The following is a 26,750-nucleotide window of genomic DNA, read 5'->3' as shown; positions in this document are numbered from 1 at the left end:
ATGTTTGGGGTCAAAGAGGCGATGCGAAGCACTCGAGCCGCCCTGGCCGCGTTCGCCGCCGCCGGCCTGATGGCGGCGCCCGCCGCCGCCGCCCCGAAGACCCCGTCGATCGCCCAGGTCAAGTGCCTGCGCGCGTGCGTGGGCCAGAAGACCGTGTCCCCCGGCGGCCTCCTCCGCCTGCGCGGCGATCGCTTCAGCCGCGGGATGCGCGCCGCGTTCCGCGTGCGCGGGGGCGCGCGCCACACCTTCCCGACCGGCGTCAAGAGCCGCACGCTGGCCCGCGTCACGGTGCCGAAGGACGCCGTCGCCGGTCCGCTGTACGTGCGCGATCGCGCCGGCCGGCGCTCGAACGCCGTCAGGCCGATGCGCATCGCGGCGCCGTCGCTGGACCCCGCGCCGAAGCCGACGCCCGCCAGCGCGCCCGCGACGGCCACCGGCAGCGCGTTCGACGGCAACGGCATGTGGATCTGGTACGTGTCGCGTTCGAGCGGCGGCGATCCCCAGGCGATCGTCGCGCAGGCCCGGGCGCACGGCGTCTCGACCGTCTTCATCAAGAGCGCCGACGGGGCGACCGCGTGGTCGCAGTTCACGCCGCAGCTCGTGTCCGCGCTGAAGGCCGGCGGCCTGGACGTGTGCGCGTGGCAGTACGTCTACGGGACCCGCCCCGACCTCGAGGCGCAGGTGGCGGCCCAGTCGCTCCAGGCGGGCGCCGACTGCTTCGTCATCGACGCCGAGAAGGAGTACGAGGGCCGCTACGCGGAGGCCCAGCGCTACGTCGCCGGGCTGCGCGCCGCCGTGGGCGACGCCTATCCGATCGGCTTCACGAGCTTCCCGTACGTCGACTACCACCCGTCGCTGCCGTACTCGGTCTTCCTGGGTCCGGGCGGCGCGCAGTACAACGCGCCGCAGATCTACTGGAAGGACATCGGCGGCGGCGTCGATGCGGTCGTCGACCACAGCTATCAGCACAACCGGCCGTACGGCCGGCCCATCGTCCCGCTCGGGCAGCTGTACGACAACCCGTCGGACGCGGACGTCCTGCGCTTCCGTCAGCTGATCGCCGCGGCCGGGGCGACCGGCGTGAGCTGGTGGGACTGGCAGCACGCCGGCTCGGGCAACTGGGACGCGATCGCGCAGCCGCTCGTGCCGCCGGTCGCGCCGGTGCTCGACCCCGGCATGGTCACGCTCACGAAGGGCATGAAGGGCGACCTCGTGATCTGGGCGCAGCAGCACCTCAACGGGGCCGGGCAGACGATCACGGTCAACGGCCGCTACGACGCGGCGATGACCGTGGCGGTCACCGCCTATCAGGCGGCGATGGGGCTGGCGCAGACGGGCTCGATCGACACCCTGACGTGGCAGGCGCTGCTCCGGTCGCCGGCGGCGGTCGTGGACTGGGCGGCGGCGACGCGCTGAGCGGCGCCCGGCCGCGTCACGCCGACGACTTGCGCTTTCCGTCCGCCTGGCGGACACAAAGCGCAACTCACCGTCACAGCCGGCCGGCCGCACCGCCCGTCAGCGCAGGCCCGCTTCCGCCAGCCACCGCCACGCCTGGTCCTGGCCGACCACCTCGACGCCGAGCTTCGCCGCCTTGTCCGTCTTGGCCGCCCCGACGTTGTCGCCGGCGATCAGGATCGTCGTCGACGCGCTGACCGAGGAGGCCGACGTGGCACCCGCCTGCTCGAGCATGCGCACCACGGCCGGACGCGCGACCTTCGCGCCGCTGTCGGGGTCGGCGAACGCCCCGGTGACCACGACGGTGGCGCCCTTCAGCGGGGTGTCCGCCGCGTCGGCGGCCTCGACCGGGCGGTCCTCGTCGCGGACGTCGAGATCGACCCCGGCGGCGCGCAGCGCGGCGATCTCGTCGCGCACCTCGGGCCGGCCGAAGTACGCGGAGATCGACTGGGCGACCTTCGGCCCGATGTCCCGGATGGCCTCGAGCTGCTCGGCGCTCGCCTCCGCGATCTCCTCGAGGCGCTCGAAGCCCGCCAGGCACAGGCGCTTGGCCACGCCCTCCGAGGCCATCGGGATCGCGAGGCCGATGAGCGCGCGGCGCAGGCCGAGGCGCCGCGAGCGGTCGATCGAGGCGACCATCGCCGTGGCCAGGGTGTCCCCCATGCGCTCGTAGCCGATCAGGCGCTCGGCGGTCAGCGCGTAGAAGTCCGACGGGCGCTCGAGCGCCCCGTCGTCGGCGAGCTTCTCGATCCAGGTCGTACCGACGCCCTCCATGTCGGCGGCGTGGCGCGACGCCCAGTGGATCAGGCGCCGCACCGCCTGCGCCGGGCACTGCAGGTTCTCGCACCACAGCTCCTCGCCCGTCCCGCGCACGACGAGCTCCGTGCCGCAGGACGGGCACACCGACGGCAGCACGATCGGCTGCTCGTCGCCGGTCCGGCGCTCGCGCACCGAGCCGGAGATGAACGGGATGACGTCGCCGCGGCGCATGATGCGCACGGTGTCGCCGACCCGGATGTCGCGCTCGGCGACGAGCCGCGGGTTGTGCAGCGACGCGTACGTGACCGTCGTGCCGCCGACGAACACGGGGTCGACCTGCGCCCGCGGGACGACGCGGCCTATCTTGCCGACGGGCCACGTCACGGCGCGCAGGATCGTCTCGCGCTCCTCGGCCGGGTACTTCCAGGCCAGCGCGCCGCGCGGCGCGGCGGTGTTCGCCCCCGCGGCCACGAACGCGCGCCGCGACGCCAGCCGCACCACCGCCCCGTCGATGCCGAAGTCGTAGCCGTCGCGGCGGCTCGCGATCTCGGCGATGGCCGCGCGCACCGCGTCGAGGTCCGCGGCCGGGAACACGTCGGGCGCCTCGAACCCGAGCCGGGTGAGGCGCTCGCTGACGTCGCCGTCGCCGAGGTCCGGCTCGTCGAGGTCGAAGGCGAAGAACCGCAGCGTGCGGCCCTCGGCCACGCACGCCTCCGGCGACTTGTGCACGAGCGTCCCGGCCGCCGCGTTGCGCGGGTTCGTCAGCGGCCGGTCGGGGTGCGCCTCGTTGTAGGCGGCCCAGACCGACTGCAGCATCACCGCCTCGCCGCGCACCTCCACGCGGCCGGGCAGGTCCACCTCCTGGGCCAGCCCGAGCACGACGAGCCGCGCCTTGTCGGTCATCCGCTCGCCGTCGCGCCCGTCGCCGCGCGTCGCGACGTACTCCAGCGCGCCGTCCCGGTAGGCGACCGCCAGGCTGATGCCGTCGAGCTTCGGGGTCACCGTGAACGACTGGCCCGGGAAGCGAGCGCAGAACGCCTCGAGCTGGGCGTCGCTCGTCGCCTTCTCGAGCGAGAGCATCGGCCGGCTGTGGCGGATCGTCTGGCCGGGCACCAGCTCGGGCGCCCACGGCCGCTCGAGCGGGTTGTCGGCGAGCTCGAGCTCCGGATGGGCGGCGAGCAGCGCGCGCAACTCCTCCTCGAGCGCGTCGTAGTCGGCGTCCACGAGCTCCGGCATCCCGCGGGCGTAGAGGCCGCGGTGGCGGTCGATCTGGGCGGCCAGGTCCTGGGCCAGCCGCTGCGCATCCGTCGTCGTCACAACCGCACGATACGACGCCGTGCGGTCGGCGCCGGGGTCCCGCCGCCGAGCTCAACGCACGACCCCGCAAGACCCTGCACCGGGCAACCCCGGCTGAACGGATGAACGACCTGCCGTTGCGATGACCGCCTGAGTCCAAGCTCAGGAACTCGACGCTCGCTGGGCGCTCAGGCCGCGGAGGCCGCGCGCGACCGCACGCCGAGCGTCGAGCGCAGCACGCGCTCGAGCGTCTCGGCCGGCCCGTCGACCGCCCCGGCGCTGCGCCAGGCGACGAACCCGTCGGGGCGCACGAGGGCGGCGCCGTCGCGCTCGAGGCCGTAGGCCGCGGGAAGGCGCCCGGCGGCGTCTTCCACATCGGCGTCGGCGCCGGCGCCGGCCACGTGGACGTCGATGGGCACCTCGGTCGCCGCCGCGGCCTGCGCGGCCGCGCGGCGCCACGCGGCGCCCTGGGGCCCGGCCAGCAGGACGTAGCCCTGACCGAACAGGTCGAGGGTCGACAGGCGCACGCCGTCGCGCGCGAGGACGACGTGCGGCGCGCGGCTCCCCGGCCGCCCGCGGGCGGTGCTCGGGTGCTCGGTGAGCGCCCCGTCGTCGTCGCCCTCGGCGACGATGGCGTTCGACCGGTAGCGGTAGCCGATCTCCATGCTGAGGTCGTCGACGAGCGGCGGGAGCTCCTCGTCGCCGGCCAGCTCCGGCACGACGCGCCGCGCGTACCGGGTGTAGGCCTGCTCGATCGTCAGGCGCCCGATCGGCCGGCGCTCGGCCTCGTAGCTGTCGAGCAGCGCGTCGCCGGCGGTCCCGCCGAGGACGGCCGCGAGCTTCCAGGCGAGGTTGTGCGCGTCCTGCACGCCGGTGTTCCCGCCGTATCCGCCGTTGGGCGGCAGCGGGTGCACCGCATCGCCGGCGAGCAGGATGCGCCCGGCGCGGTAACGGTCGGCCAGGTCGGCCGTGGCGTCCCACGGCGCGACGTCGTCGACCTCCACGGCGATGTCCGGCACGCCGATCGCCGCGCGGACGAGCTCGCGCGCGCCCTCGGTCGTGAGGTCCGCGGTGACGTCGAGCGCGCCCGGCTCGCGCGGGTCGCCGAGCGTGTTGACGGCGAGGAACCCCGACGTCCCCGACCTGTCGAAGCGGAAGAACCCGCGCAGCCGGTCGTTGAAGACGTAGATCACGCCCTGGTTGCCGCCCTCGAGCAGCTTCGAGCAGTCGGCGCGGAAGTAGATCGTCACGCTGTGCGACAACAGGCCGTAGCCGTGCATCCCGATGCCCAGCCGCCGGCGCACGGGGCTGCGCGAGCCGTCGGCGGCGACGACGTAGCGGGCGCGCACGGTCCGGTCCGCGCCGGTCGCCAGATCGCGCAGGACCGCGGTGACCCCGTCGCCGTCGTCGTCGAGCGAGACGACCAGGGTCGAGTAGCTCAGCCGGGCGCCCAGCTCCTCGGCGCGGGCGCGCAGCAGCGGCTCGAGCGCATGCTGGGCGACGAACAGCCGCCGCGACGGGCTGAACTCCTCGACCCCGGCGTTGAGGTCGGCGATGTAGCTGGCCGTCTCGCCGCCGGCGACCGTCTCGACCGCGTTGATGCCGCCGTTGGGGAAGAACTGCGCCTCCGACACGCGCCGGACCGCGTCCTCGAGGTCGGCGGAGCGCAGCAGCTCGAGCGTGCGCAGGTGGAAGTGCCCGGCGCGCGGGTGGATGGCGGTCCCGCCGTGGCGCTCGACCGCGAGCGCCGGCACCCCGTGGTGGGCGAGGAACAGCGCCGCCGACAGGCCGACCATGCTCCCCCCGACGATCAGGACCGGGACCTCCTCGACGCCGGCCGCCACCTCGTTCATGAGCTCTCCTCCGCCCTCGCTGCCCGGACCAGCCGAACCGTACGAGCGGTGGCCGACATACGCCAACTGAATCTCGTGATATTCAGCATTGACGATGCGAATACCGTGAGCGCATGAACCTCGCCGGCGTCGACCTCAACCTCCTCGTCGCGCTGGACGCCCTGCTCAGCGAGCGCAGCGTCACCCGCGCCGCACAGCGCATCGGGCTCAGCCAGCCGGGCATGAGCAACACCCTCGCGCGCCTGCGCCGGCTCTTCGACGACCCGCTGCTCGTCCGCCAGGGCGCCGGCCTCGCTCCGACCCCCCGGGCCGAGGCGCTGGCCGGCCCGGTCCGCGACGCGCTCGCGCTCATCCAGGGCGCGCTCGAGCAGCGGCCCGCGTTCGACGCGGCGCGCGACCGCCGGTCGTTCACGGTCAGCTGCTCGGACTACAGCGTCCTGATGCTGATCGGGCCGCTCGTGCGCCGCCTCGCGGCCGAGGCGCCCGGCGTCACGCTGCAGGCGCTGCCCCGCTTCCCCGACGCCGCGCGGGCGCTGCGGGTCGGCGAGGTCGACCTCGTCATCGAGCCGCCGGAGATCATGAGCAACCCCGCCCTGCCGTCGCAGCGGCTGTTCGACGACCGCTGGATGTGCTGCGTCTGGGAGGGCAACACGCTGGTCGGCGACGAGATGACGCTCGACGCGTACCGGCGCCTCGGCCACCTCACCTACTCGATGGGCCGCGGCCAGGCGGTCTCGCTGGCCGACGAGCACGTCGCCCGCGAGCGGGTCGCCCGCCACGTCGAGTTCAGCGTCGAGAGCTTCCTGCTTGCGCCGTTCCTGCTGCAGGGCACCGACCTCGTGACGCTCGTCCTCGCCCGCGCGGGCCCGTACCTGCGCCGCACCGCCGACGTCCGGCTGCTCGAGCCGCCGATCGCCTTCCCGGTCCTCACCGAGATGCTGTGGTGGCACCCCCGCCACGAGGCCGACCCGGCGCACGCGTGGCTGCGCGCCCGGATCGCGGAGGTCGCGGCGCAGCTCGACGAGCAGCCCTGATCCTCAGGCGGTCGGCGCTTCCCCGCTGCCGGCCACCGACAGGTCGGTCGCCCCGGGCGCGATCGTCGTCGCGTGCGCCTCGTCCTGGACGTCGAGGTCGGGGGCCGCCAGGCCGGCGGCCGCGTAGGCCTCCGGGCCGTCGAGCGTCTCGCGGTCCAGCAGGATGTGCGTGAGGCGGTCGAGGCGCTCGCGCTCGCGCTCGAGCAGCAGCAGCACGTCGTGCTCGGCGTCGTCGATGATCCGGCGGACCTCCTCGTCGACGAGCTGCTGGGTGGCGGCGGACGTCGGCGCCACGCCGGGCAGCAGGCCGCCGTCCGAGCGCCCGTCGGTCACCGCGACCGGGCCGATCGCCTCGCTCATCCCCCACCGCCCGACCATGCCCCGCGCGATCTGCGTGAGGTTCTGGATGTCGGACTCGGCGCCGGTGGTGAGGTCGCCGTAGACGAGCCGCTCCGCGACCCGCCCGCCGAGCGCGACCTTGATCTTGCCGCGCAGATCCTCGAGCGCGTAGTTGTAGCGGTCGGTCTCCGGCGTCGAGAGCGTCACGCCGAGCGCCTGGCCGCGCGGGATGATCGAGATCTTGCGCACCGGGTCGGCGCCCGGGGTGAGCATGCCGACGAGCGCGTGGCCGGACTCGTGGTAGGCGGTGCGCTCGCGGTCGGCCTCGCTCATGACCACCTGGCGCTCGGTGCCGAGGATGATCTTCTCGATCGCGTCGCCGAAGTCGGCCGACGTCACCGCGGCGTGGCCGCGCCGGGCGGCGAACAGCGACGCCTCGTTGACCAGCAGCGCGATGTCGGCGCCCGTCATGCCCGGCGTCGAGGCGGCAACCCGCTCCAGCTCCACGTCGCCGGCGAGCGGCACCTTGCGCGTGTGGATCTTCAGGATCGCCACGCGGCCCGGCTTGTCCGGCGGCTGGACGGCGATGCGGCGGTCGAAGCGGCCCGGGCGCAGCAGCGCCGGGTCGAGGATCTCCGGCCGGTTCGTCGCCGCGAGGACGATGACGGTCGTGCCGACCTCGAAGCCGTCCATCTCGGTGAGGATCTGGTTGAGCGTCTGCTCGCGCTCGTCGTGGCCGCCGCTGATGCCGCCGACGTTGCCCGACCGCGACCGCCCGATCGCGTCGAGCTCGTCGATGAAGATGATCGCCGGCGCGGCCTCCTTGGCCTGCTTGAACAGGTCGCGCACGCGCGACGCGCCGATGCCCACGATCGCCTCGATGAACTCGGACGCGGACATCGAGAAGAACGCGGCGTCGGCCTCGCCGGCCACCGCGCGGGCCAGCAGCGTCTTGCCGGTCCCGGGCGGCCCGTAGAGCAGCACGCCGCGCGGGATGCGGGCGCCGAGACGTTCGTAGCGCTGCGGGTTCTTCAGCATGTCGACGATCTCGGCGAGCTCGTGCTCGACCTCGTCGATGCCGGCGACGTCCTCGAAGGTGACCCGGTCGGCGTTGCTGGGCTGCACCCGCCGCGCGGTGGAGCGGCCGAATCCGCCGAGCCCGCCGCCCGACGCCTGGCGGCGGAAGATCCAGATGAAGATCGCGATCAGCAGGATCGTCGGGCCGAAGCCGAGGATCAGCGTGCTGAGGATGCTGCGCCCCGAGTCCGGCGGCTCGGCGTTGACGACGACGCCCTGCTCCGACAGCGACTGCGTCAGCTGTTCGGTCGTCACGAACGTGGGGACCTGCGTCTTGAACTTCGTGACCGTGACCTTGTCGCCGCCGGGCGGCTGGTAGGTCGCCTCCTTCTTCAGCTCGCCCTGGATCGTCTCCTCCTGCGAGGAGATCTCCTTGACGTTGCCCTTCTCGACCTGCTGGGTGAAGAACGGCTGGTAGGGCACCTGCGCACGGTCGCTCGGCCGCGCGGTCACGAACGCGAAGACGAGGTTGACGATCAGCAGGACGAGCAGCAGCATCGCCCACGTGCCGCGGCGCCCCTGCGGGAGCATCGGCGGCGTGGGCGGCGGCGGCGCGCCGCGGCCCGTCGACGACGGCTCGACCTTCCAGCCGGCGCCGCGGTCCGGCGCCTTGCCCTGCCCCTGGCCGTCGCCCGAGCGGCGCGGCCGCTCCGGTGCGGCGGGCGGTGCGGCGGAGGGCTCGGGCATACCCACAGGCTAGGGATGCACTTCACCCGTGTGGCGTGGGGCGCGAGAATGGGCGCACCGAGCAACGACCGCAAGGAGACGGCATGACGGCGAGCCAGCAGGACAAGGCGGCGGCGTTCCGCGCGCTGCACGAGGGCGAGGCGTTCATCATCCCCAACCCGTGGGACGCCGGGTCGGCGAAGGTGCTCGAAGCGCTCGGCTTCCGCGCGCTCGCAACGACGAGCTCGGGCTTCGCGTTCACGCACGGCCGCCTCGACGGCGGCGTCACCCTCGACGACGTCGCCGAGCACGTCCGCGCGCTCACGTCCACCACCGGCCTGCCCGTGTCCGTCGACCTCGAGAACGGCTACGGCGCCGACCCGGCCGACGCCGCCCGCGCGATCGCCGCGGCCGCGGCCGCCGGCGCGGTCGGCGGATCGATCGAGGACTACGACCCGGCGGGGCACATGTACGGCCTCGACCATGCGGTCGCGCGCGTAGCGGCCGCGTCGGAGGCGGCCCGGGCGCTCGACCTCCCGTTCACGCTGACCGCCCGCGCCGAGAACCACATCCGCGGCAACCCGGACCTCGGCGACACGATCGCCCGCCTGCAGGCCTACGAGGCCGCGGGCGCGGACGTCCTCTACGCCCCCGGCCTGCGCACCACCGACGAGATCCGCGCGGTGTGCGACGCGGTCGGCCGGCCCGTGAACGTGCTTGCCCGGCCCGACCTGTCGCTGCGCGAGATCGCGGATGCCGGTGCGACGCGCATCAGCGTCGGCGGCGCGCTGGCCTGGGTCGCGGTCGGGGCGTTCGCCGACGCGGCGCGGCGGATGCTCGACGTCGGCGACTTCTCCGCGCTCGGCGTCCGCGTGCCGCTCGGCGAGTGGCTGGCGTAGCGCCGCTGGCGATCTCTCCAACGACCCCCGCGCCCCATCCCGCGGCGCCCGCGCCCGGTCGGGAGACTCCCGCCATGAGCGCAGAGATCACCGAGGACGCGCTGGCGCTGCGGCCCCTGAAGGCGCTGACGCTGGGCGAGCGGGTCATCGACCCGCAGGACATCCCCTGGGTCCCGTACGAGGGGCATCCGGGGATCTTCGTCAAGCCGCTGCGCCTGAACCGCAAGACGGGCGTGTGGGCGAACCTGACGAAGGTCGTGGGCGCCAGCCAGATCAACCGCCACTACCACGTCGGCCCCGTGACGGGGTACGTCCTGGAGGGCAGCTGGTACTACGCCGAGAAGGACTGGGTCGCGCGCGCCGGGATGGTCGTGTGGGAGCCGCCGGGCGACATCCACACCCTCATGAGCAACGAGGAGGGCACGGTCACGCTGTTCATCCTCGAGGGCGCGCTGCTCTACGTCGACGAGCACGACAACGTCGTCGGCCACGACGACGTGCTCAGCCACATGAAGCTCTACGTCGACTACTGCGCGTCGCAGGGCCTCGAGCCGGTCGACCTCGACTACTGAGGCGCCGCGCCCGCGCCCCGAGCCGTCAGCCGCCGGCGAGCACCACGTCGTATCCGGCGTCGCGCAGCACCGCGACCACGGTGTCGCGATGGTCGCCCTGCAGCTCGATGACGCCGTCCTTCGCCGAGCCGCCCACGCCGCAGCGCTTCTTCAGCCGGCCGGCGAGCTCGCGCAGGCCGGCGTCGTCGAGCGGCACCCCGGACACCGTGGTCACCGCCTTGCCGCGCCGGCCGGCGACCTCGCGGCGCACCTTCACGCGGCCGCCCGGCGGCGGCGGGGCGACCGGCTCGTCCCGGCGCGCGCGGCGCAGGTCGCCGTCGCTGCTGGAGTAGACGAGCGCGGAGTCGCGCGTCCTGCCTTTCGCCATGCACCGCACGCTAGTGGAGCCGTCCACCCGTCCTTCCCGCGGACCGCGGTCGTGGATAGGTTTGCGCGCATGATCACCTGGAGCTTGAAGCGCACCCTGGCCGCGGGCGGCACGCTCGCCGCCGCCGGCGCGATCGCGGCCGGCGCGACCGCGGCGACGGGCCCCACCGGACACGCCGCCGCCGCGAAGAAGGTCACCCGTTCCGGCGTCGACGGCGTCAAGCTCGGCATGACCTACGCGCAGCTGCGCTCCGCCGGCCGCGTCGGGCCGATCCACCCCGGCTGCGAGCTCGGCGGGCCGAACACCCGCGGCGCCCGGCTGCGCGCCCCGCTGCGCGGCAACGTCGACTTCAGCCAGACCGCGGCCCGCCGGGTCACGAACATCACGATCACCGGCGGCGCGAGCGCCCGCGGCGTCCACGTCGGCTCGACCCGCAGGGCCGTGAAGCGGGCGTTCCCGAAGGTCCGCTTCGACCACAGCACCGACGAGACGTTCGGCCTGACGCTGGCGAAGGTGCCGCGCGGCGGCGGCGGGCGCCTGCAGTTCGCCGTCGACGTCAAGTCCAAGCGCGTCACACTGATCGGCGTGCCCTTCATCGCGTTCTGCGAGTAGCGCCGTGGCCGCCCCGACCGACATCCGCCCGCCGTTCACCGAGGAGACGGCACGGGCGAAGGTGCAGGCCGCGCAGGACGCGTGGAACACGCGCGACCCGGAACGGGTCGCGCTCGCCTACACCGAGGACTCCGAGTGGCGCAACCGCGGCGAGTTCCTGCGCGGGCGCGAGGAGATCACCGCGTTCCTCGCGCGCAAGTGGGCCCGCGAGCTCGACTACCGCCTGGAGAAGGAGCTGTGGGCGTTCACGGACGACCGGATCGCCGTGCGCTTCGAGTACGAGAGCCGCGACGCGGACGGCCAGTGGTGGCGCTCCTACGGCAACGAGATGTGGGAGTTCGCCGCGACCGGGCTGATGCGGCGCCGGTACGCCTCGATCAACGACGTGGCGATCGACGAGGGCGAGCGGCGGCTGGCCGCCTGACGCAACCTCGCGGAGCGCGGGAAGGGCGACGCACGGGGCCTGCCAGGATTCGCGGCGATGTCGACGGCCTCGCCAGCGGCTTCCGCCGGACGCACCGCCTGGGCGCGCAACCTGGCCGCGCCCATCCGGGGCTTCCTCCACGCCGAGACGGGCGGAGCCCTGGTGCTCGTGGCGGCCGCATTCGCGGCGATCGCCTGGGCGAACGTGTCGGAGAGCTCGTACGTCGAGGTCTGGGAGACGAAGCTCTCGCTCAGCCTGGGTGGCCACGAGCTGTCGGCGGACCTGCGCGAGTGGATCAACTCGGGCCTGATGACGCTGTTCTTCCTCGTCGTAGGCCTCGAGGCCAAGCGCGAGCTCGACCTCGGGGAGCTGCGCGAGCGCTCCCGCTTGGCGGTGCCTGTGCTGTGCTCGCTCGGCGGCATGGTCGCCGCGGGCGCGGTCTACCTGGCGATCAACGCGGGCGGCGACGGCGCCCATGGCTGGGGCGCCGCGGTGTCGACCGACACGGCGCTCGCGCTTGGCGTCCTCACGCTCATGACGCGCGGGCGCGGCATCCGCATGCGCGTCTTCCTGCTGACGATGGTCGTCATCGACGACCTCGTCGCGCTGCTGATCATCGCGATCGCCTACACCGAGAAGGTGTCGCTCGTCCCGCTGCTGATCGCGATCGGGCTCTTCGGCGTGCTGATCGCGCTGCGCTGGGCGGGATCGTGGCGGGGGCCGGTGGCGGTGCTCGTCGGCATCGGCATCTGGCTGGCCATGTTCGAGTCGGGAGTCGACGCGATCATCGCCGGCCTGGCCATCGGGCTCATCACGAGCGCCTACCCGCCGGGCCGCGACGACCTCGAGCGCAGCACCGAGCTGGCGCGCTCGTTCCGCGAGCAGCCGACGCCCGAGCTGGCGTACTCGGCGAGCGCGAGCCTGACCTCGGCGATCTCGGCCAACGAGCGCATGCAGTACCGGCTGCACCCGTGGACGAGCCGGGTGATCGTGCCGCTGTTCGCCCTGGCCAACGCGGGCATCCACCTCGACGGCCGGCTGATCTCCGACGCCGTCACGTCGCCCATCACCTGGGGCATCGTCGTCGCCTTCCTGGCCGGCAAGCCGCTGGGCATCATGGTGGCGGCGTGGATCGGCTCGCGCCGCGCCCTGGGCGGCGCGCCGCTGACGATCACCTGGCCGGCGATCTTCGGGGTGGGCGCGTCGGCGGGGATCGGCTTCACCGTGTCGCTGCTCGTCGCGACGCTGGCGTTCGACGGGCAGCTGCTCGAGGAGGCGAAGATCGGCGTGATCGCCACCGCGGTCATCTCGCCGGCGCTCGTCTGGGTGGCGATCCAGATCATGACGCGGCTGCCCGACGAGGTCCGTGCCCGCCAGCTCGGCTCGACCGCGGACGCGATCGTGGATCTCTCCGAGGACGTCGAGCCCGGGCGCGACCACATCCGCGGCAACGTCGATGCGCCGGTGACCCTCGTCGAGTACGGCGACTACGAGTGCCCGTACTGCGCTGACGCGGCGCCCACGATCCGCGCACTGCACGAGCGCCTGGGCGACGACATGCGCTACGTGTTCCGCCATCTGCCGCTCACCGACGTGCACCCCAACGCGCAGATGGCGTCGGAGGCGGCCGAGTGCGCGGGCGCGCAGGGTTCGTTCTGGGAGATGCACGACCGGCTGATGACGCCCGGCACGGGCCTCGGGATCGCCGACCTCTACCGCCACGCGAACGAGATCGGCCTGGACCTCGAGCGCTTCAGCGACGACCTGCGCCGCCGCCGGTTCGGCCCTCGCGTCGCGGAGGACGTCCAGAGCGCGGACGCCAGCGGCGTGTCGGGGACCCCGACGTTCTTCGTCAACGGCCGCCGCCACTACGGCGTCTACGACGTCGAGACCCTGACGCGCGCGATCAAGTCGGCCGCGCGCGCGGCGGCGCGGACGTCGGCGGCCGCAGCGCCGTAGCCCGGGTCGATGAGCACCACGGCCCCCACCGGGGCCCTGTCGGTCAGGGAGCAGCCAGCCGGCGCAGCAGCCCCTGGAGCTCGGCGACGAGCTCGGCGCTCTCGTCGGGGCGCTCGAAGATGAGCTGCTGCAGCGTCGCTCCGTCGAGCGCGGCGAACACCAGGCGCACCAGTGCGGGCGTGGCCTCGATCCCGGCACGCTCGAGCGCACGCCGCGTCACCGCGAAGTACTCCTCGTACTGCGTGCGCACCTCGTCGCGGAGCTCGGGCCGGCGGCGCGCCTCGAGCGCGAGCTCGAACTGGAACGCCTGACCGTCGGGCTCCTCGGCGGCCAGCCGCGGGAGGTCGGCCGCGAAGTCCTCGAGACCGAGGCGGTGACGGGCTGGCGCGTGCTGCGCGGTGTCGAGCCGCAGATGACGGAGGCCGAGTTCCTGGCCATCGAGGCCGCGGTCCGGCGCGCCCCCGCATTCCTGCGCGCGCTCGAGCGGCGCGGGATCGAGGACGTCGCGCTGGTCGACGTCGACCCCGTCTCGGCCGGATGGCATGGCCTTCCCGAGGAGCAGGGCGAGCACCAGCTCGCGCGCGTCCTCGCCTACGTGCGGCCCGAGCCGGGCGGCAACGCGTACGCGCGGCCGCTCGAGGGCATCTTCGGACTGGTCGATGTCCACAGCGGCGAGCTCGTCCACTTCGAGGACCGCGATCCGGTGGCGCTGCCGGCCGAGCGCGGCGAGTTCCGCGCCGATCGCGTCGGCCCGCTGCGCGACGACGTCCGGCCCATCCACATCAGCCAGCCCGACGGCCCGAGCTTCGCCGTCGACGGCCACGAGGTGCGCTGGCAGAAGTGGCGCCTGCGCGTCGGCTTCAGCCAGCGCGAGGGGCTCGTCCTCCACGACCTCGGCTACGAGGACGACGGGGTCCTGCGCCCGATCCTGCGGCGCGCGTCCTATGCGGAGATGGTCGTCCCCTACGCCGACCCCGACCGCTTCTACCAGGCCCCGCTCGACATCGGCGAGTTCAACGCCGGCACGATGACGAACTCGCTGACGCTCGGGTGCGACTGCCTCGGCGTCGTCCACTACTTCGACGGCGCCTGGTGCAACGCCGACGGCGAGCCGGTCGTGGTGCCGAACGCGATCTGCCTCCACGAGGAGGACGACGGGATGCTGTGGAAGCACACGGACTTCCGCACCGGCCACGTCGAGGTGCGGCGGGGGCGGCGGCTCGTGATCTCGAGCGTGATCACGGTCGGCAACTACGAGTACGGGTTCTTCTGGTACCTGCACCAGGACGGGATCATCTCGTCGGAGGTCAAGGCGACCGGGATCGTGGCGACGCAGGCGGTCGCCGACGGCTTCGAGCCGCGCTACGGCAAGCTCGTCGCGCCGAACCTCAACGCGATCCACCACCAGCACGTGTTCTGCGTGCGGCTCGACATGGACCTCGACGGCGGCGGCAACTCGGTCGTCGAGGTGCACACCGAGGCCGACCCGGTCGGGCCGGACAACCCGCAGGGCAACGCGTGGCGGACGGTCGCGCGGACGCTGCGCACCGAGGGCGAGGCCCGCCGGCGCATCGACCGTTCAGCGCGCGCGGCTGGCTGGTCCAGAACCCGTCGAAGCGCAACGCGGTCGGCGCGCCGGTCGCCTACCGGCTGATCCCGGGCGACAACACGGTCCCGTTCGCGGCCCCCGACTCGCCGCTGCGCCGCCGCGCCGGCTTCATCGAGCACCACCTGTGGGTCACGCCCTACGACCCGGCCGAGCGGTACCCGGCCGGCGACTACCCCTACCAGCACCCCGGCGGCGACGGCCTGCCGCGCTGGGTCCAGGCGGACCGCGGCATCGAGGACACGGACATCGTCGTCTGGTACACGATGAACCACCACCACGTCCCGCGGCCCGAGGACTGGCCGGTCATGCCGGTCGCGCGGATCGGCTTCGAGCTCAAGCCGTGGGGGTTGGTTCTTCGACCGCAGTCCCGCGCTCGACGTGCCGCCCCCGGAGCCCGGCGCGGGCAGCTGCCATGCGCACGGCACGCCGGCGGACTGACAGCGGGCGGCGCGCCGCGGCGGCGCAGTACGGTGCGGCGATGAGCGAGACCCCGCGCGAGCGCCACGTCGAGACCTCGCTGCTGCGGCCCGCGGCGGTCGACGGCGCGATCACGCCGCCCATCCACCCCGCCTCGACGTTCGCGGCGCGCGACGCCGCCGAGCTGCGCGAGCTGGCGACCCGCCCGCGCGAGCGCCGCTTCTACACCCGGTACGGCAACCCCACGCATGAGCATGCGGAGGCGATCGTCGCCGAGCTCGAGGGCGCCGGTACGGCGCGGGTGTTCTCGTCGGGGATGGCGGCGATCTCGACGACCGTGCTGGCGCTGTGCGCGCCCGGGGACCACGTCGTCGCCCAGAACGTGCACTACGCCGGGACGCTGTCGCTGCTGCAGAAGCTCGCGCCGCGAATGGGCATCGACGTGACGTTCGCCGACCAGGCCGACACGGCCGCGCTCACGGGCGCGATCGGCGCGCGGACGGCGCTCGTGGTCCTCGAGACGCCGTCGAACCCGATGCTGGCGATCACCGACCTGCGCGCCGTGAGCGAGGCGGCGCATGCGGCGGGGGCGCGCGTCCTCGTCGACAACACGCTGGCGAGCCCGATCAACCAGCGGCCGCTGGCGTTCGGGGCCGACCTCGTCGTGCACTCGGCGACGAAGTACCTCGGCGGCCACAGCGACCTGACCGCCGGGGTCGTCTGCGGTCCGCCGGACGAGCTGGGCGAGATCTGGGACCTGTCGCTGACGCTGGGCGGCGTGCTCAGCGCGTTCGACGCGTGGCTTCTGCAGCGCGGGCTGCGCACCCTCGCGGTGCGCGTCGCGCGCCAGAACGCGACGGCGCAGGCGCTGGCCGAGCTGCTCGAGGGGCATCCGGCAGTGCGGGCCGTCCACTACCCGGGTCTGCGCTCGCATCCGCAGCATGCGCTGGCGGCCGCCCAGATGGACGGCTTCGGCGGGCTGCTCTCCTTCGAGCTCGGCGGCGGTGTCGCGGCCGCTTCGGCGCTGGCCGAGCGCCTCGAGCTCTTCGACCTCGCCCCCAGCCTCGGCGGCGTGCACTCGCTCATCGTGCCGCCCGCGGCGATGCTCGCCGGCGTCCTGGACGAGCAGGCGCTGGAGGCCGGCGGCGCGGCGCCGGGACTGCTGCGCATCGCGGTCGGCCTCGAGCACCCGGACGACCTCGCCGCGGACCTGCGCGCGGCGCTCGACGCGGCGGCCGCCTGAGCCGCCCGCCTCGGTGTCGGTCTCGGTGTCGCACCGTGGCTGCCCGTACCCGCGCGACGGAGCTCGTCGGCGTCGGCGAGCTGCTCGGCGACACCGCCTGGCGATGACCCTCCTGCCGCTGCTCGACGACGGCGGCGTCCTCGCGTCTACGCCCCGGCGCGCTTGACGAGCTCGCCGGCGACCACGTAGCGCAGGATCCCGACGACCTGCTCGGGCTCGCGCGCCACCGCGAGGGCCGCACGGTCGACCTCCTTGAGCGCGTGGTCGTGCTCGGGCGGGTGCAGCGTGACGAGCGCCTTGCCGAGCGCGGAGGCCTGGCCCGCGTCGAAGGCGGCGTTCCACTGGCGGTACTGGTCGCCGAAGCGCACGACGACGACGTCGGCCTGCTCGAGCAGCGTCCGCGTGCGGATCGCGTTGACCCCGGCGCCGAGATGGTCGTGCCAGAAGCGCTCCGCCGGCTCGCCGAGGATCGCGGCGCCGCAGTCGTCGCTGGCGGCATGGTCGGTCACCGGCCCCGTGAACGCGATGTCGAGGCCGGCGGCCGCGGCGCCATCCTCGATGCGCGCCCGCCAGTCCGTGTGGATCTCGCCCGAGAGGTAGACGTTCCAGGTCATGGAGTCGAAGGATAGGAACGCTCGCGTGCAAGCCGGGCCGCGAGACGCCGCGCTTCCCGGCGCGCCGGGCGGGGTGACCAGCCGCGGGCGAACCGGCCGGGCGGGCTGACCGGCCGCCGGCCGACCGGGGTCGGCCCGGCCGACGCCGGCGAACCGGGGTCGGCCCGGCCGGTGGTCGGACAAAATGGCCGGGATGCGCTTGACCGCCGCGATCCTCGGCGCGCTCGCCCTCGCCGGCGCCATATTGGCCTGCGGCGGTGGGCCGGCGGACACCACGGCGTCGCCCCCGGCCACGACCGACGCGCCCGCGACGCCCGACACCGCTGCGACGCCCGACACCGCCACGACGGCCGCCCCCGCCGCCCGCGCGGTCCGTACCCGTCCGCGCACCATCGCTCGCAACCTCGACACGCCGTGGGGCATCGCCTTCCTGCCCCGCGGCGACGCCCTCGTCGCCGAGCGAGACAGCGGCCGGATCGTGCGCATCCCCGCCACCGGCGGCCGCGCGCGCCCCGTCATGACCGTGCCCGGCGTGCACGCCAACGGGGAGGGAGGCCTGCTCGGCCTCGCGGTCTCCCCCGCCTTCGCGCGCGACCGCACCGTCTTCGCGCACCTGACCACGGCGCGCGACAACCGCATCGTCTCGTTCAAGCTCGGCGAGCGCACCGTGACGCCGATCCTCACCGGCCTGCGCGCCGGGTCGATCCACGACGGCGGCCGCATCGCCTTCGGTCCCGACGGCAAGCTCTACGCCGGCGTCGGCGAGACCGGGGACAGCGGCCTGGCCCAGGACCGCAGCTCGCCCAACGGCAAGATCCTGCGCATCAACGCCGACGGCAGCGTCCCGTCCGACAACCCGTTCCCGGGCTCGCCGGTGTGGACGCTCGGCCACCGCAACGTCCAGGGCCTCGCGTGGGATCGCGGCGGCCGCCTGTGGGCGACCGAGTTCGGCCAGAACGAGGTCGACGAGGTCAACCTCATCCGCAAGGGCCGCAACTACGGCTGGCCGGTGGTCGAGGGCCGCGGCAGCACGCGCGGCGGGCAGTTCACCAACCCGAAGGTGACGTGGTCGCCGACCTCCACCAGCTCGCCGAGCGGCGCTGCCGTGGTGGGCTCGAACCTCTACGTCGGCGCGCTCGCGGGCCAGACGCTGTGGCGCATCCCGCTGCACGGCGCGTCGGCGGGCCGCCCGCACGCGCTGTTTCGCAACCGCTACGGGCGCATCCGCACGGTCGTCGCGGCGCCCGGCGGGCGGATCTGGTTCACGACGTCCAACCGCGACGGCCGCGGCTCGCCCGCCGCCTCCGACGACCGGATCCTGAGCTTCCGGCCCTGACCCCCTGCATCGACCGTGGAGTTCCTCAGCCTGACGCTGAGAAACTCGACGCTCGATGCGCGGCGTGGGGCGGGCGAGGCGGCGCGGCGGGGAGACGCGGCGCGGCGCGGCGGATTCGGCACGTCCGGACAACGATCTGTGCGCCCCGGGACATGCCGCCCGACAGGGGGCTGCGTACCGTCGAGCGATGACCAGCGCTGAGCTCAAATGCCTGGACCGGGAGCGCGCCGCGACGCTCGAGTCGCTGTGCGAGACGATCGTCCCCGGCTCGTCGCGCGTGGGCCCCGTCGTCTACATCGACGCGATCCTCGCCGCCGCGCCCGAGGCCGTGCGCGACGGCGCGCTGCATGCGGTCGACGCGCTCGCCCCGCACGCCGGCGGCGGGGCCGAGGCGCTCGCGCCGCTGGCCGCCACGCCGGAGTTCCAGATGGTCCGCGCGCTGGCGATCGAGGCCTTCTACAGCGACTTCGTCGCCCCCGGCGCGCCCGGACCCGGCGCCTACGAGGAGATCGACTTCCGGTTCCCGCTGGCGAGCCGCATCGACAAGGACTGGTCGTACCTGGGGGTGGGCGCGTGAGCGAGCGCTTCGACGTCGTCGTCGTCGGCTCCGGGGCCGGCGGCGGCGTGGTCGCCGGCGAGCTGGCGCGCAAGGGCCGCAGCGTCCTGCTGCTCGAGGTCGGCCCGCACCGGACCGCCGCGGACTTCACCCGCTGGGAGGCCCACGCGATGCACGACATCTGGTGGCCGATCCGGATGGCGATGCCCTCCAGCGACCCGAGCACCGGCATCGTCGCGCTGGTCGCAGGCCGCTGCGTCGGCGGCAGCACGACCATCAACACGAAGGTCGCCTTGCGCGCCACCCAGCACGAGTACGACAAGTGGCGCGAGGCCAGCGCCCCGGTCAACGATCGCGGCGAGCCGCTCGGCCCGGGCGACCTCGACCCGTACTACGAGCGCGTCGCCGAGGTCCTCGGGATGCGCGAGCGGACCGACTGGCTCGAGAACACGCGCATGGTCTCGCGCGGGTTCGACGCGGTGGGCGCGCACCTCGAGCCCGTCATCTCCTACACCGACGAGAACTGCATGAAGTGCGGGTCTTGCCTGCAGGGCTGCCCGACGAACGCGGGCAAGTCGACCCAGAACACGTACATCTCGGTGCCGTGGGCGCGCGGGCAGCTCGAGCTGCGGGCCGAGTGCCACGTGGACCGCGTCCTCGTCGAGCAGGGCGCCGGCGGCCTCGAGGCGCGCGGCGTTGAGTACACGGACGCCGACGGCGCCCGGCACACCGTCGACGCGGGCGCGGTCGTCGTCGCCGGCGGCGCGCTGAACACCCCGCAGATCCTCCTGCGCTCCGGCGTGCCGAACCCACTGATCGGCCGCCACCTCGGGCTGCATCCCGCGATGTTCGTCTTCGGCCGCTTCGACGAGCCGCAGGACGCGCACCGCGTCTACCCGATCACCGCGCACTGCATGGACTTCCAGCGCGACGAGGACGGCGGCTTCGTCGTCGAGGCGATCACCGTCCAGGACCCCATCGGCTTCACCGTCGCCCTGTGCGACGAGAACGGCCCGATGTGGGGCCGGCCGCTCGTCGACGCCGCGCGCGACTACCGCCACTGGATCGGCCTCCTGCTCATGGTCAACGACGACAACAACGCGAGCGTGACGCTCGACGACGAGGGCCGCGAGCAGTTCTGGACCGACTTCCAGCCGGTCGAGATCGAGCGCCGCGAGAAGGGCGCTCGGTTCTGTCGCGACGTGCTCGAGGCGGCGGGCGCGACGCGCATCCTGTGGAGCTCCCCCGCGACCACCCACATGCAGGGCGGCTGCCGGATGGGCAGCGACCCGGCGACGTCGGTGGTCGACTCCCACGGCGAGTCGCACGAGGTGCGGCGGCTGTTCGCCGGCGACAGCTCGGTCATCCCGCGCACACTGTCGGCCAACCCCTCCTACACGATCATGGCGCTCGCGACGCGGCTCGCCGAGCACCTCGACGCGGACCCCCACGGCTACCTCCAGGATCAGCGGGCGGTCGTGGCGTGAGCGAGCGCCTGCTGACCCCGCCGCGGCCGGTCGCGGCGCTGGCCGACCTGTTCGCCAACGTCTGGCAGCTCGGCTACGTCACGACCGACCTCGACCGCGGCATCGGGTTCCTGCGCGAGCGCTTCGGCCTCGAGCACTGCGTCGAGGTCCCGACGGACACCGCGACGTTCCTCAAGGGCGACGAGCCGGCCGACTGGTCGGCGCGGATCGCGATGGGTGCGCGCGGCGGCCTGATCGTCGAGCTCATCGAGCCGGTGTCGGGCGAGGTCGGGTTCTACCGCCGCTTCCTGCCGGCCGACGGCTCGTTCGCGGTCCGCCTGCACCACCTCGCGACGTTCATGGCGCTGGGCGACGAGGCCTGGGACGAGATGACGCAGCTCCTGGCGCGGTCGGGCCTGAGGGTCGACTACACCGTGCTGATCCCCGGCCGGGTACGCGCCGGGTACGTCGACACGAGCGACGAGCTCGGGCACATGCTCGAGATCTGCCAGCTGCAGGACGCCGACGTCGAGTTCTTCACCGGCCTGGCCCGCGACAGCGCGTAGCTACCCCTGGCCGGCGGATGGGGCCGCGCGCCCCGCCCGGACCGCGAGCGCGGCGACGATGAAGATCGCGACGAAGAGGAACGTCGTGATCTCGCGCACGACGAGCGTGAGGTTCAGCAGCCGGTCCTGGGCCTGGTCGTCGGCCACCATCGCCACGGTCGCGACGACGAACAGCACGGTGACGACGTAGAGCACGGCGGGGCCGACGCGCTCGACGGGCGTCAGGATGCGGTTCCACACGGAGTCGGCCGGCGGGGGCGGCGGGGCCAGGCCCGCACGCTTGGCGGCGAGCCGGACCCGCCACGCGCGCCACGCCTCGACGCCGATCGCCACGGAGATCAGCACCGACCACACCGTCAGCCGCGACTCGGCGATCTCCGCGACCGTGACGACGATCCGGGCGACGAACAGCGCGATGAGCAGGCGCACGATCGACAGCCGCTGCTCCACGAGCCGAACCGTTCGTGACCGAGTCCGCCGCGCCGCAGCCATCGGGGCGCACCCTAGACGACCCGAGCGGCGCCCCTCGGCTCGGCCGCAACCGCGATGCGATGGAATGCCGCGTGCGTGCCCGACATCTCGCTCACGTTCGACAACGGGCCCGAGCCCGGCGTGACCCCGCACGTGCTCGACGTCCTGGCCCGGCGCGCCATCCCGGCGACGTTCTTCGTCGTCGGCGCGAAGCTGGCGCGGCCCGGCGCCCGCGCCCTGGCCCAGCGCGCCGCCGAGGAGGGGCACGCGATCGGCAACCACACGCTCACCCACGGCACGCCGCTGGGCGAGCTCGGCGACGAGGCCGCGGTCCGCGAGGAGATCGAGGCGACCCAGCGCCTGATCGGCGACCTCGCCCACCCCGACCGCCTGTTCCGCCCGTTCGGCGGCGGCGGCCACCTCGACGAGCGCGTGCTCAGCCCGACTGCCGTGGAGGTGCTCGTCGCCGGCGGCTACACGTGCGTGACGTGGAACGCCGTGCCGCGCGACTGGGAGCGGCCCCGCCGCTGGCCCGAGATCGCGGTGTGCCAGTGCCGCGCCGCCGACCCCGCCGTGCTCGTCCTGCACGACCTGCCGACCGGCGCCATGGACCACCTCGAGCGGTTCCTCGACCTCGCCGCGCAGGACGGCGCGCGGTTCGTCCGCGGCTTCCCCGACACCTGCGTCCCGATCCGCCGGGGCCGCATCGCCGGCTCGCTGGACGGGATCGTCGCGCCGGCGCCGGATCCGTGACCACCAACCGAAGGAGGAGAGCGATGGCCACCCGGGACACCCTGTTCGCCGACATCGACACGATGGACCCCGACCGCTTCGCCGCGCACCTCGCCGACGACGCGGTCATGCGCTTCGGCAACGCCGAGCCGGTCCGGGGCCGCGCCGCCATCCGCGACGCCTGGGCCGGGTTCTGCGAGACGGTCGACGGCGTCGAGCACGAGGTGGTCGAGCAGTGGCAGCCGGCGGGCGCCACGATCGTCGAGTCCAACGTGACCTACACCCGCAAGGACGGCGGCCGGGTCACCGTCCCCGTGGTCACGATCTACCGCGAGGTCGGCGGCCTCATCGCCGACTACCGGGTGTTCATCGACCTCGCGCCGCTCTTCGCCTGAAGCCGCGCGCGCCGCCTCAGCCGACGACGACCTCCTCGGTGTCGATCGACTCGAGCTGCGCGATCTCCGAGCGCCGGTCCTCCCAGTGCGGCGGGATGCACATGTGGGTGCCGAGCTCGTCGGCGGCCTCGTCGATGAAGAAGCCCTGCGGCCGCGAGTACGCGAATTCGAACAGCGCGCCACCGGGCGTCCGGCAGTAGATCGAGAAGAAGTAGCCGCGGTCCTTGACGTCGGAGACGTCGGTGAAGCCGAGCCCGACGATGTGGTCCTTGACCGCGAGCTGGTCCTCGGCCGTGGCGACCGCGAACGCGTGGTGATGGATCGTGCCCTCGCCGAACGTCCAGGTGCCCTGCGGCAGGTCGGGCTCCTCGACGAGCTCGAGAACGCGGCCGTGACCGTCGGCCGTCCCGAACTCGTAGTGGTGGTGCGCGCCCTCGCCGGCCACCTTCTTCGCGGCCATCCCGCGCACGAGGAAGTCGTCCATCGGCTCGGGCTCGCGCACGGAGGTGGTAGTGCCGAACGCGCCGCGGATCCCGTGCTCGCCGTCGACGCCGTTGCCCTCCCAGGGATCGCGGGGATCCGGGCCGCTCTCGCCGATCAACTGGTACGGGATGCCGCACGGATGGGCGAACTCGAGGCGCGGCGTCCCGAACCGCTCGACCTCGCCGACCTCGAGGCCCGCGCCGCGCAGGCGGTCCGCCCAGAATCCGAGCGAGTCGGCCGGCACGGAGAGGTTGATCGACCTGCACTGGTTCGTCCCGCGCCGGCCCATCCAGCCCGCCTGGCGATACGGGAACGCCGTGAGGACCGTGCTTTCGTCGCCGACCTCGTTGCCGTAGTAGAGGTGGTAGATCGGGAGCTCCCCGTCGAAGAGCACCGTCTTCTTGACGCTGCGAAGGCCGAGCAGGCGTACGTGGAAGTCGTAGTCCTCCTGTGCGCGGCCCACGCAGAACGTCAGATGGTGCGTTCCCCGGATGAGACCCTCGTTCGACATCTCAGGCTCCCCTCTCGTGCACGGCGCGACGGCGGCGCGGCCGTCGTATCTCTCAGGGAACCGTACATCCAGCGCGCTCCCGTGTCAGGGCCGGAGCCGCCGCCCGCTCGCCGGACGCGCGTCAGATCCCCGCGTCCGGCGCGGCGGCTCGGCGCGGCCCGGCGCGGTCCACCACCCAGCGCCCGATGAACACGCCGACCGCCGCCATGACCGCGATGCCCGCGTACTTCGCCGGCAGCAGCGCGACGAGCATGATCACGCCCACCACCGGAGCGGTCATCTCGGCCAGGATGCCGCCGACGGCCCCGATCAGCAGCCCCGGGCCGGCCTGATCGCCGAAGATCGCGCCGACCGTGAGGCCGAGCGCGACGCCGCAGAACACCGACGGGAACACGAGGCCGCCGCGATAGCCGGTGCCCAGCGACCACGCCGTGGCCACGATCTTCATGAGCACGATCCCCGCCAGCGCGGCCCACCCGTAGTCATCGGCGTGGTGCAGCAGCAGCCCGCTGCCCTCGCTGCCGCTGAACTGGACGGTCTCGCCGCCGATGAGGTACCACACCCCGAGCACGGCGCCGAACCCTGCCGCCGTGATCCACCACGGCACGTGCGCGTCGACCCGCTTGGCCACGGCCCAGACCGCCTCGACCAGCCAGCGCAGCAGCAGCCCGACCGGCACGCAGGCGATGCCCAGCAGCAGCGCGGTCGCGTAGTCGTGCGCCTGCGCCCCGGTCTCGAACGGGATGCTCCCGAACCCGGGCGCGCCGCCCTGGACGGCGTACAGCGTGCCGTACGCCGCCGCCCCGGACAGCACGATCGCGATGAGCGCCGGGATCGGCAGCCGCCGGGTGCGCTGCACCAGGACGAGGATCGGCAGCGCGATCGGTACGAGCGAGCCGAAGAACGCCACCAGCAGCGCGCCGACGCTGCAGAGGACGAGCAGGCGCCCTTCCGGCCCCGGGTCGATGCGGTTCGCGACGTAGACGCCGATCGCCGACGTGGCGCCGACGAGCGGCGCCTCGGGCCCGAGCGAGGCGCCCGCGAGCAGGCTCGCGAGGCCGACCAGGATGATCACGCCGATCATCCACAGCGTCTCGCGCGGCAGCGGTGCGTCGGGGTCGGCATCCTCGTTGGCGGCCATCGGGTCGGTGTGCGGCTCGACGAGCCGGTCCTGGCGCAGCAGCCGCAGGGCCACGCCGAACAGCAGGCCGAGCGCGAGCGCGAGCGGCACCACCCGCCAGCGCTCGTCGTCGGTGTCGAAGACGTCGTTCCAGATCCAGTCGAGCCCGTGATTGACGACCCATTCGAAGCCCATGAACAGGAGGCCGTCGACGACGCCGATGATGATCGCCGCCGCAAGGATGAGCAGGCCCCGGCGGCGACCCGCCTTGGGCGCGGTCGGAGCGGTCTCGGACGGAGGAGTGGCCACGAGGCCACGACTCTATGTCCCTGGGCGGCGAACCTCGGCCGGGAACTCGCGCAGCGCCCATGCCGCGTCGAGCACGGGGCGCCGGTGCGAGCGGCCCATGATGAGCACGTAGTCGCCGGTGCGCGGGTTCATCGGCAGGCGGCGCTCGATGGGGTACCACTCGTTGTGCTGCGCGATGAGCTCGTTGAGCTCGGCGTCGAACGGCCAGCGCTCGACAAGCTCCCGCCACCGCGCGGGGAACGCCGCCGGGTCGTCGCCGCAGCGCTCGCGCAGTGCGCGGTGGGCGCGTTCGAGCTCCTCGCGCTCGCGCTCGATGCCGCGGTCGACCTGAGCCGCACGCTCCATCCAGCGCGGCGGCGCGGAGCCGCGCAGGTACCCCTCGAGCGTGCGCTCGGCCTGCAGCGAGCGCCGGTCGAACTGGTGCGGCGCCGCGCCCCGGTCGGGCAGGCGCCGCGCCAGCAGCCGCTCCGCCGGGGTGCGCCGGTCGCCGCTGTCGCCGTCTGGGTCCATCGGTCCCAGGGTAGAAAGCGCGGGCGGCGGCCGGCGCGCCGGGCGCTTACGGCAGCATCCCGGGAGGGCCGAGGATCTCGATCTCGTGGCGGGCGGCGACCGCGGCGAGCTCGGCCGGGTCGGTCACGCGCCCGGCGGCGACCTCGGCGACGAAGCGCTCGAACCCGGCGGGCGTCGAGGTGACGAGCCAGCGCGCCGGGGCCGCGCCGACGCGGTAGGCGTGGGGCACGCCGTGCGGAGCGAGGAAGAAGTCCCCGGCGCCCAGCGTGATCGCCTCCCCGGGCACGTGCAGCGTGACCTCGCCCGACAGGACGTAGAAGCCCTCGTCGTGCGCGTGGTGGACGTGCAGCGGTGAGGCGTCGCCGGCCGGCACCTCGATCATGTCGACGAGGCCGATCGCCTCGCTGCCCTCGAGGATGCGCACGCGCGAGCCGAGGAACTCGAGCTCGGGGCCGGTCGTGGGGGCCATGGCGGTGGCGGGCATCATGCTCCTCCGGGTAGACTCCGAATCGGAGTTTTCTCGATCGTCGCGCACCGTAACTCTGGATCGGAGCTTTGTCAATGGCCGTCCGCCTGTCGCCCTTCTCGTACGTGATCCTCGTGCTCGTCGGCCGCGGCGGGGCGGGACCCCACGACCTGCGGCGGATGGCCGAGGCCGGCCGCGTCTACTGGGACGCCGCCCCGAGCCAGTGGTACGCGGAGCCCAAGCGGCTCGAGAAGCTCGGCCTGCTGTCGTCGCGCAAGGAACCCGGCCGGACGCGCCAGCGCACCCACTACGACCTGACGCCGGCCGGCGTCGAGGCGCTCGAGGGCTGGGTGCGCACGCCGACGGCGCTGCCGCGGATGCAGCAGGAGGCGATCGTCCGCGTCCTCGCCGCCGACCTCGTCGACCACGCGGCGATCCTCGAGGGCCTGGCGCCGCTCGCCGACGAGCTCGCCACCGCCGACGCCGAGATCCGCCACGCCCTCGAGGTGGCCCGCTCGCTGCCCGAGCGCCGGCGCCTGCTCGAGATCAACCACCGCTACGCCGCACGCCTGATCGAGCTGCAGCGGGAGTGGCTCCAGGAGGCCCGGGCCGAGCTCGCGTGACCGGCTGCTCG

Annotated in this window: 26 protein-coding genes and 1 pseudogene; 16 read left to right on the top strand and 11 right to left on the bottom strand. The window is 73.8% G+C overall.

Annotation, left to right across the window (positions count from 1 at the left end):
* The first annotated feature begins 21 nt into the window (after positions 1 to 21).
* The gene (locus DSM104329_RS14075; protein WP_259316074.1) at positions 22 to 1,416 is read left to right on the top strand and encodes a peptidoglycan-binding domain-containing protein; all 1,395 of its coding nucleotides are present in this window, start codon (positions 22 to 24) and stop codon (positions 1,414 to 1,416) included.
* A 99-nt stretch (positions 1,417 to 1,515) separates the two neighbouring features.
* On the opposite strand, the gene ligA is transcribed toward DSM104329_RS14075, so the two are convergent.
* Together ligA and DSM104329_RS14065 are read right to left on the bottom strand one after the other, a co-directional pair.
* Positions 1,516 to 3,531, bottom strand: coding sequence for an NAD-dependent DNA ligase LigA (gene ligA / locus DSM104329_RS14070; protein ID WP_259316073.1), 2,016 nt, complete (start codon positions 3,529 to 3,531; stop codon positions 1,516 to 1,518).
* A 167-nt stretch (positions 3,532 to 3,698) separates the two neighbouring features.
* A complete protein-coding gene (locus DSM104329_RS14065; RefSeq protein WP_259316072.1) occupies positions 3,699 to 5,363 on the bottom strand; it encodes an FAD-dependent monooxygenase in 1,665 nt (554 codons plus the stop codon).
* Positions 5,364 to 5,476: 113 nt separating this feature from the next.
* Between DSM104329_RS14065 and DSM104329_RS14060 the strand changes: the two genes are divergently transcribed.
* Positions 5,477 to 6,397, top strand: coding sequence for a LysR family transcriptional regulator (locus DSM104329_RS14060; protein ID WP_259316071.1), 921 nt, complete (start codon positions 5,477 to 5,479; stop codon positions 6,395 to 6,397).
* A gap of 3 nt (positions 6,398 to 6,400) precedes the next feature.
* On the opposite strand, the gene ftsH is transcribed toward DSM104329_RS14060, so the two are convergent.
* Positions 6,401 to 8,500 (bottom strand): ATP-dependent zinc metalloprotease FtsH, encoded by a 2,100-nt coding sequence (gene ftsH, locus DSM104329_RS14055; RefSeq protein ID WP_259316070.1) that lies wholly within the window; start codon positions 8,498 to 8,500, stop codon positions 6,401 to 6,403.
* An 83-nt stretch (positions 8,501 to 8,583) separates the two neighbouring features.
* Between ftsH and DSM104329_RS14050 the strand changes: the two genes are divergently transcribed.
* Positions 8,584 to 9,378 (top strand): isocitrate lyase/PEP mutase family protein, encoded by a 795-nt coding sequence (locus DSM104329_RS14050; protein WP_259316069.1) that lies wholly within the window; start codon positions 8,584 to 8,586, stop codon positions 9,376 to 9,378.
* Positions 9,379 to 9,452: 74 nt separating this feature from the next.
* Positions 9,453 to 9,950 carry a 2,4'-dihydroxyacetophenone dioxygenase family protein gene (locus DSM104329_RS14045; RefSeq protein ID WP_259316068.1) on the top strand — a complete coding sequence of 166 codons (498 nt, stop codon included), beginning with the start codon at positions 9,453 to 9,455 and terminating at the stop codon, positions 9,948 to 9,950.
* A 25-nt stretch (positions 9,951 to 9,975) separates the two neighbouring features.
* Here the strand turns inward: DSM104329_RS14045 and DSM104329_RS14040 are convergent, their stop codons facing one another.
* The gene (locus DSM104329_RS14040; protein WP_259316067.1) at positions 9,976 to 10,317 is read right to left on the bottom strand and encodes a translation initiation factor; all 342 of its coding nucleotides are present in this window, start codon (positions 10,315 to 10,317) and stop codon (positions 9,976 to 9,978) included.
* Between the two features lie 69 nt (positions 10,318 to 10,386).
* Here DSM104329_RS14040 and DSM104329_RS14035 point away from each other — a divergent pair, with 69 nt between their 5' ends.
* Genes DSM104329_RS14035 through nhaA form a run of 3 tightly spaced genes read left to right on the top strand, consistent with a single transcriptional unit; the run spans position 10,387 to position 13,312 of the window.
* Positions 10,387 to 10,929, top strand: a complete 543-nt coding sequence (locus DSM104329_RS14035; RefSeq protein WP_259316066.1) for a hypothetical protein — start codon at positions 10,387 to 10,389, stop codon at positions 10,927 to 10,929.
* Positions 10,930 to 10,933: 4 nt separating this feature from the next.
* Positions 10,934 to 11,353, top strand: a complete 420-nt coding sequence (locus tag DSM104329_RS14030; protein ID WP_259316065.1) for a nuclear transport factor 2 family protein — start codon at positions 10,934 to 10,936, stop codon at positions 11,351 to 11,353.
* Between the two features lie 57 nt (positions 11,354 to 11,410).
* On the top strand, positions 11,411 to 13,312 hold the full coding sequence (nhaA, locus tag DSM104329_RS14025; RefSeq protein WP_259316064.1) for a Na+/H+ antiporter NhaA: 1,902 nt from the start codon (positions 11,411 to 11,413) through the stop codon (positions 13,310 to 13,312).
* A gap of 43 nt (positions 13,313 to 13,355) precedes the next feature.
* Here the strand turns inward: nhaA and DSM104329_RS14020 are convergent, their stop codons facing one another.
* Complete coding sequence (locus DSM104329_RS14020) at positions 13,356 to 13,724, bottom strand: hypothetical protein (RefSeq protein WP_259316214.1); 369 nt, start codon at positions 13,722 to 13,724, stop codon at positions 13,356 to 13,358.
* On the opposite strand from DSM104329_RS14020, the pseudogene DSM104329_RS14015 reads away from it, so the two are divergent.
* Both DSM104329_RS14015 and DSM104329_RS14005 read left to right on the top strand, forming a co-directional pair.
* A pseudogene (locus DSM104329_RS14015) lies at positions 13,725 to 15,403 on the top strand (primary-amine oxidase). It begins immediately after the preceding gene.
* Complete coding sequence (locus tag DSM104329_RS14005) at positions 15,400 to 16,581, top strand: trans-sulfuration enzyme family protein (protein ID WP_259316062.1); 1,182 nt, start codon at positions 15,400 to 15,402, stop codon at positions 16,579 to 16,581. Before DSM104329_RS14015 ends, DSM104329_RS14005 begins: the two are co-directional and overlap by 4 nt.
* A 146-nt stretch (positions 16,582 to 16,727) precedes the next feature.
* Here the strand turns inward: DSM104329_RS14005 and DSM104329_RS14000 are convergent, their stop codons facing one another.
* Positions 16,728 to 17,195, bottom strand: coding sequence for a YtoQ family protein (locus DSM104329_RS14000; protein WP_259316061.1), 468 nt, complete (start codon positions 17,193 to 17,195; stop codon positions 16,728 to 16,730).
* Positions 17,196 to 17,388: 193 nt separating this feature from the next.
* On the opposite strand from DSM104329_RS14000, the gene DSM104329_RS13995 reads away from it, so the two are divergent.
* From DSM104329_RS13995 to DSM104329_RS13980, 4 genes are all read left to right on the top strand, one after another.
* Positions 17,389 to 18,531 (top strand): PQQ-dependent sugar dehydrogenase, encoded by a 1,143-nt coding sequence (locus tag DSM104329_RS13995; protein WP_259316060.1) that lies wholly within the window; start codon positions 17,389 to 17,391, stop codon positions 18,529 to 18,531.
* Positions 18,532 to 18,718: 187 nt separating this feature from the next.
* Positions 18,719 to 19,108 (top strand): gluconate 2-dehydrogenase subunit 3 family protein, encoded by a 390-nt coding sequence (locus tag DSM104329_RS13990; RefSeq protein ID WP_259316059.1) that lies wholly within the window; start codon positions 18,719 to 18,721, stop codon positions 19,106 to 19,108.
* Positions 19,105 to 20,574 carry a GMC family oxidoreductase N-terminal domain-containing protein gene (locus tag DSM104329_RS13985; RefSeq protein WP_259316058.1) on the top strand — a complete coding sequence of 490 codons (1,470 nt, stop codon included), beginning with the start codon at positions 19,105 to 19,107 and terminating at the stop codon, positions 20,572 to 20,574. The genes DSM104329_RS13990 and DSM104329_RS13985 overlap by 4 nt, the downstream gene beginning before the upstream one ends.
* Positions 20,571 to 21,119, top strand: coding sequence for a VOC family protein (locus DSM104329_RS13980; protein ID WP_259316057.1), 549 nt, complete (start codon positions 20,571 to 20,573; stop codon positions 21,117 to 21,119). The genes DSM104329_RS13985 and DSM104329_RS13980 overlap by 4 nt, the downstream gene beginning before the upstream one ends.
* Here DSM104329_RS13980 and DSM104329_RS13975 read toward each other — a convergent pair whose 3' ends face one another.
* Positions 21,120 to 21,569: a hypothetical protein gene (locus DSM104329_RS13975; protein WP_259316056.1), complete on the bottom strand. Its 450-nt coding sequence runs from the start codon at positions 21,567 to 21,569 to the stop codon at positions 21,120 to 21,122. It lies immediately after the preceding gene.
* Positions 21,570 to 21,686: 117 nt separating this feature from the next.
* Here DSM104329_RS13975 and DSM104329_RS13970 point away from each other — a divergent pair, with 117 nt between their 5' ends.
* Positions 21,687 to 22,343, top strand: a complete 657-nt coding sequence (locus tag DSM104329_RS13970) for a polysaccharide deacetylase family protein (RefSeq protein WP_259316055.1) — start codon at positions 21,687 to 21,689, stop codon at positions 22,341 to 22,343.
* A gap of 23 nt (positions 22,344 to 22,366) precedes the next feature.
* On the top strand, positions 22,367 to 22,717 hold the full coding sequence (locus DSM104329_RS13965) for a nuclear transport factor 2 family protein (protein WP_259316054.1): 351 nt from the start codon (positions 22,367 to 22,369) through the stop codon (positions 22,715 to 22,717).
* Between the two features lie 16 nt (positions 22,718 to 22,733).
* Here DSM104329_RS13965 and DSM104329_RS13960 read toward each other — a convergent pair whose 3' ends face one another.
* The 4 genes from DSM104329_RS13960 to DSM104329_RS13945 form a co-directional block, all read right to left on the bottom strand.
* Positions 22,734 to 23,711, bottom strand: coding sequence for a VOC family protein (locus DSM104329_RS13960; protein ID WP_259316053.1), 978 nt, complete (start codon positions 23,709 to 23,711; stop codon positions 22,734 to 22,736).
* Positions 23,712 to 23,832: 121 nt separating this feature from the next.
* Entirely contained in the window at positions 23,833 to 25,140 is a 1,308-nt protein-coding gene (locus tag DSM104329_RS13955; protein WP_259316052.1) for a chloride channel protein, read from the bottom strand.
* 12 nt (positions 25,141 to 25,152) lie between these two features.
* Positions 25,153 to 25,650 (bottom strand): hypothetical protein, encoded by a 498-nt coding sequence (locus DSM104329_RS13950; RefSeq protein ID WP_259316051.1) that lies wholly within the window; start codon positions 25,648 to 25,650, stop codon positions 25,153 to 25,155.
* 46 nt (positions 25,651 to 25,696) lie between these two features.
* Entirely contained in the window at positions 25,697 to 26,134 is a 438-nt protein-coding gene (locus DSM104329_RS13945; RefSeq protein ID WP_259316050.1) for a cupin domain-containing protein, read from the bottom strand.
* A 77-nt stretch (positions 26,135 to 26,211) separates the two neighbouring features.
* Between DSM104329_RS13945 and DSM104329_RS13940 the strand changes: the two genes are divergently transcribed.
* Entirely contained in the window at positions 26,212 to 26,739 is a 528-nt protein-coding gene (locus DSM104329_RS13940) for a PadR family transcriptional regulator (RefSeq protein ID WP_259316049.1), read from the top strand.
* The last annotated feature ends 11 nt before the right edge of the window (positions 26,740 to 26,750 follow it).

This window comes from Capillimicrobium parvum (assembly GCF_021172045.1).
GTDB classification, from domain to species: Bacteria; Actinomycetota; Thermoleophilia; order Solirubrobacterales; family Solirubrobacteraceae; genus Capillimicrobium; species Capillimicrobium parvum.
This window is presented reverse-complemented; position numbering and strand designations above follow the sequence as displayed.

Excerpts from the sequence above, each read along its gene's own strand:
- DSM104329_RS14045 (WP_259316068.1), top strand. The coding sequence starts at position 9,453 with ATGAGCGCAGAGATCACCGAGGACGCGCTGGCGCTGCGGCCCCTGAAG.
- nhaA (WP_259316064.1), top strand. The coding sequence starts at position 11,411 with ATGTCGACGGCCTCGCCAGCGGCTTCCGCCGGACGCACCGCCTGGGCG.
- DSM104329_RS13960 (WP_259316053.1), bottom strand. The coding sequence starts at position 23,711 with ATGTCGAACGAGGGTCTCATCCGGGGAACGCACCATCTGACGTTCTGC.
- DSM104329_RS14065 (WP_259316072.1), bottom strand. The coding sequence starts at position 5,363 with ATGAACGAGGTGGCGGCCGGCGTCGAGGAGGTCCCGGTCCTGATCGTC.
- DSM104329_RS13945 (WP_259316050.1), bottom strand. The coding sequence starts at position 26,134 with ATGCCCGCCACCGCCATGGCCCCCACGACCGGCCCCGAGCTCGAGTTC.
- DSM104329_RS14005 (WP_259316062.1), top strand. The coding sequence starts at position 15,400 with ATGAGCGAGACCCCGCGCGAGCGCCACGTCGAGACCTCGCTGCTGCGG.
- DSM104329_RS13965 (WP_259316054.1), top strand. The coding sequence starts at position 22,367 with ATGGCCACCCGGGACACCCTGTTCGCCGACATCGACACGATGGACCCC.
- DSM104329_RS14000 (WP_259316061.1), bottom strand. The coding sequence starts at position 17,195 with ATGACCTGGAACGTCTACCTCTCGGGCGAGATCCACACGGACTGGCGG.
- DSM104329_RS13990 (WP_259316059.1), top strand. The coding sequence starts at position 18,719 with ATGACCAGCGCTGAGCTCAAATGCCTGGACCGGGAGCGCGCCGCGACG.
- DSM104329_RS14060 (WP_259316071.1), top strand. The coding sequence starts at position 5,477 with ATGAACCTCGCCGGCGTCGACCTCAACCTCCTCGTCGCGCTGGACGCC.
- DSM104329_RS13940 (WP_259316049.1), top strand. The coding sequence starts at position 26,212 with ATGGCCGTCCGCCTGTCGCCCTTCTCGTACGTGATCCTCGTGCTCGTC.
- DSM104329_RS14040 (WP_259316067.1), bottom strand. The coding sequence starts at position 10,317 with ATGGCGAAAGGCAGGACGCGCGACTCCGCGCTCGTCTACTCCAGCAGC.
- DSM104329_RS13995 (WP_259316060.1), top strand. The coding sequence starts at position 17,389 with ATGCGCTTGACCGCCGCGATCCTCGGCGCGCTCGCCCTCGCCGGCGCC.
- DSM104329_RS14075 (WP_259316074.1), top strand. The coding sequence starts at position 22 with ATGCGAAGCACTCGAGCCGCCCTGGCCGCGTTCGCCGCCGCCGGCCTG.
- DSM104329_RS14035 (WP_259316066.1), top strand. The coding sequence starts at position 10,387 with ATGATCACCTGGAGCTTGAAGCGCACCCTGGCCGCGGGCGGCACGCTC.
- ftsH (WP_259316070.1), bottom strand. The coding sequence starts at position 8,500 with ATGCCCGAGCCCTCCGCCGCACCGCCCGCCGCACCGGAGCGGCCGCGC.
- DSM104329_RS14050 (WP_259316069.1), top strand. The coding sequence starts at position 8,584 with ATGACGGCGAGCCAGCAGGACAAGGCGGCGGCGTTCCGCGCGCTGCAC.
- DSM104329_RS13950 (WP_259316051.1), bottom strand. The coding sequence starts at position 25,650 with ATGGACCCAGACGGCGACAGCGGCGACCGGCGCACCCCGGCGGAGCGG.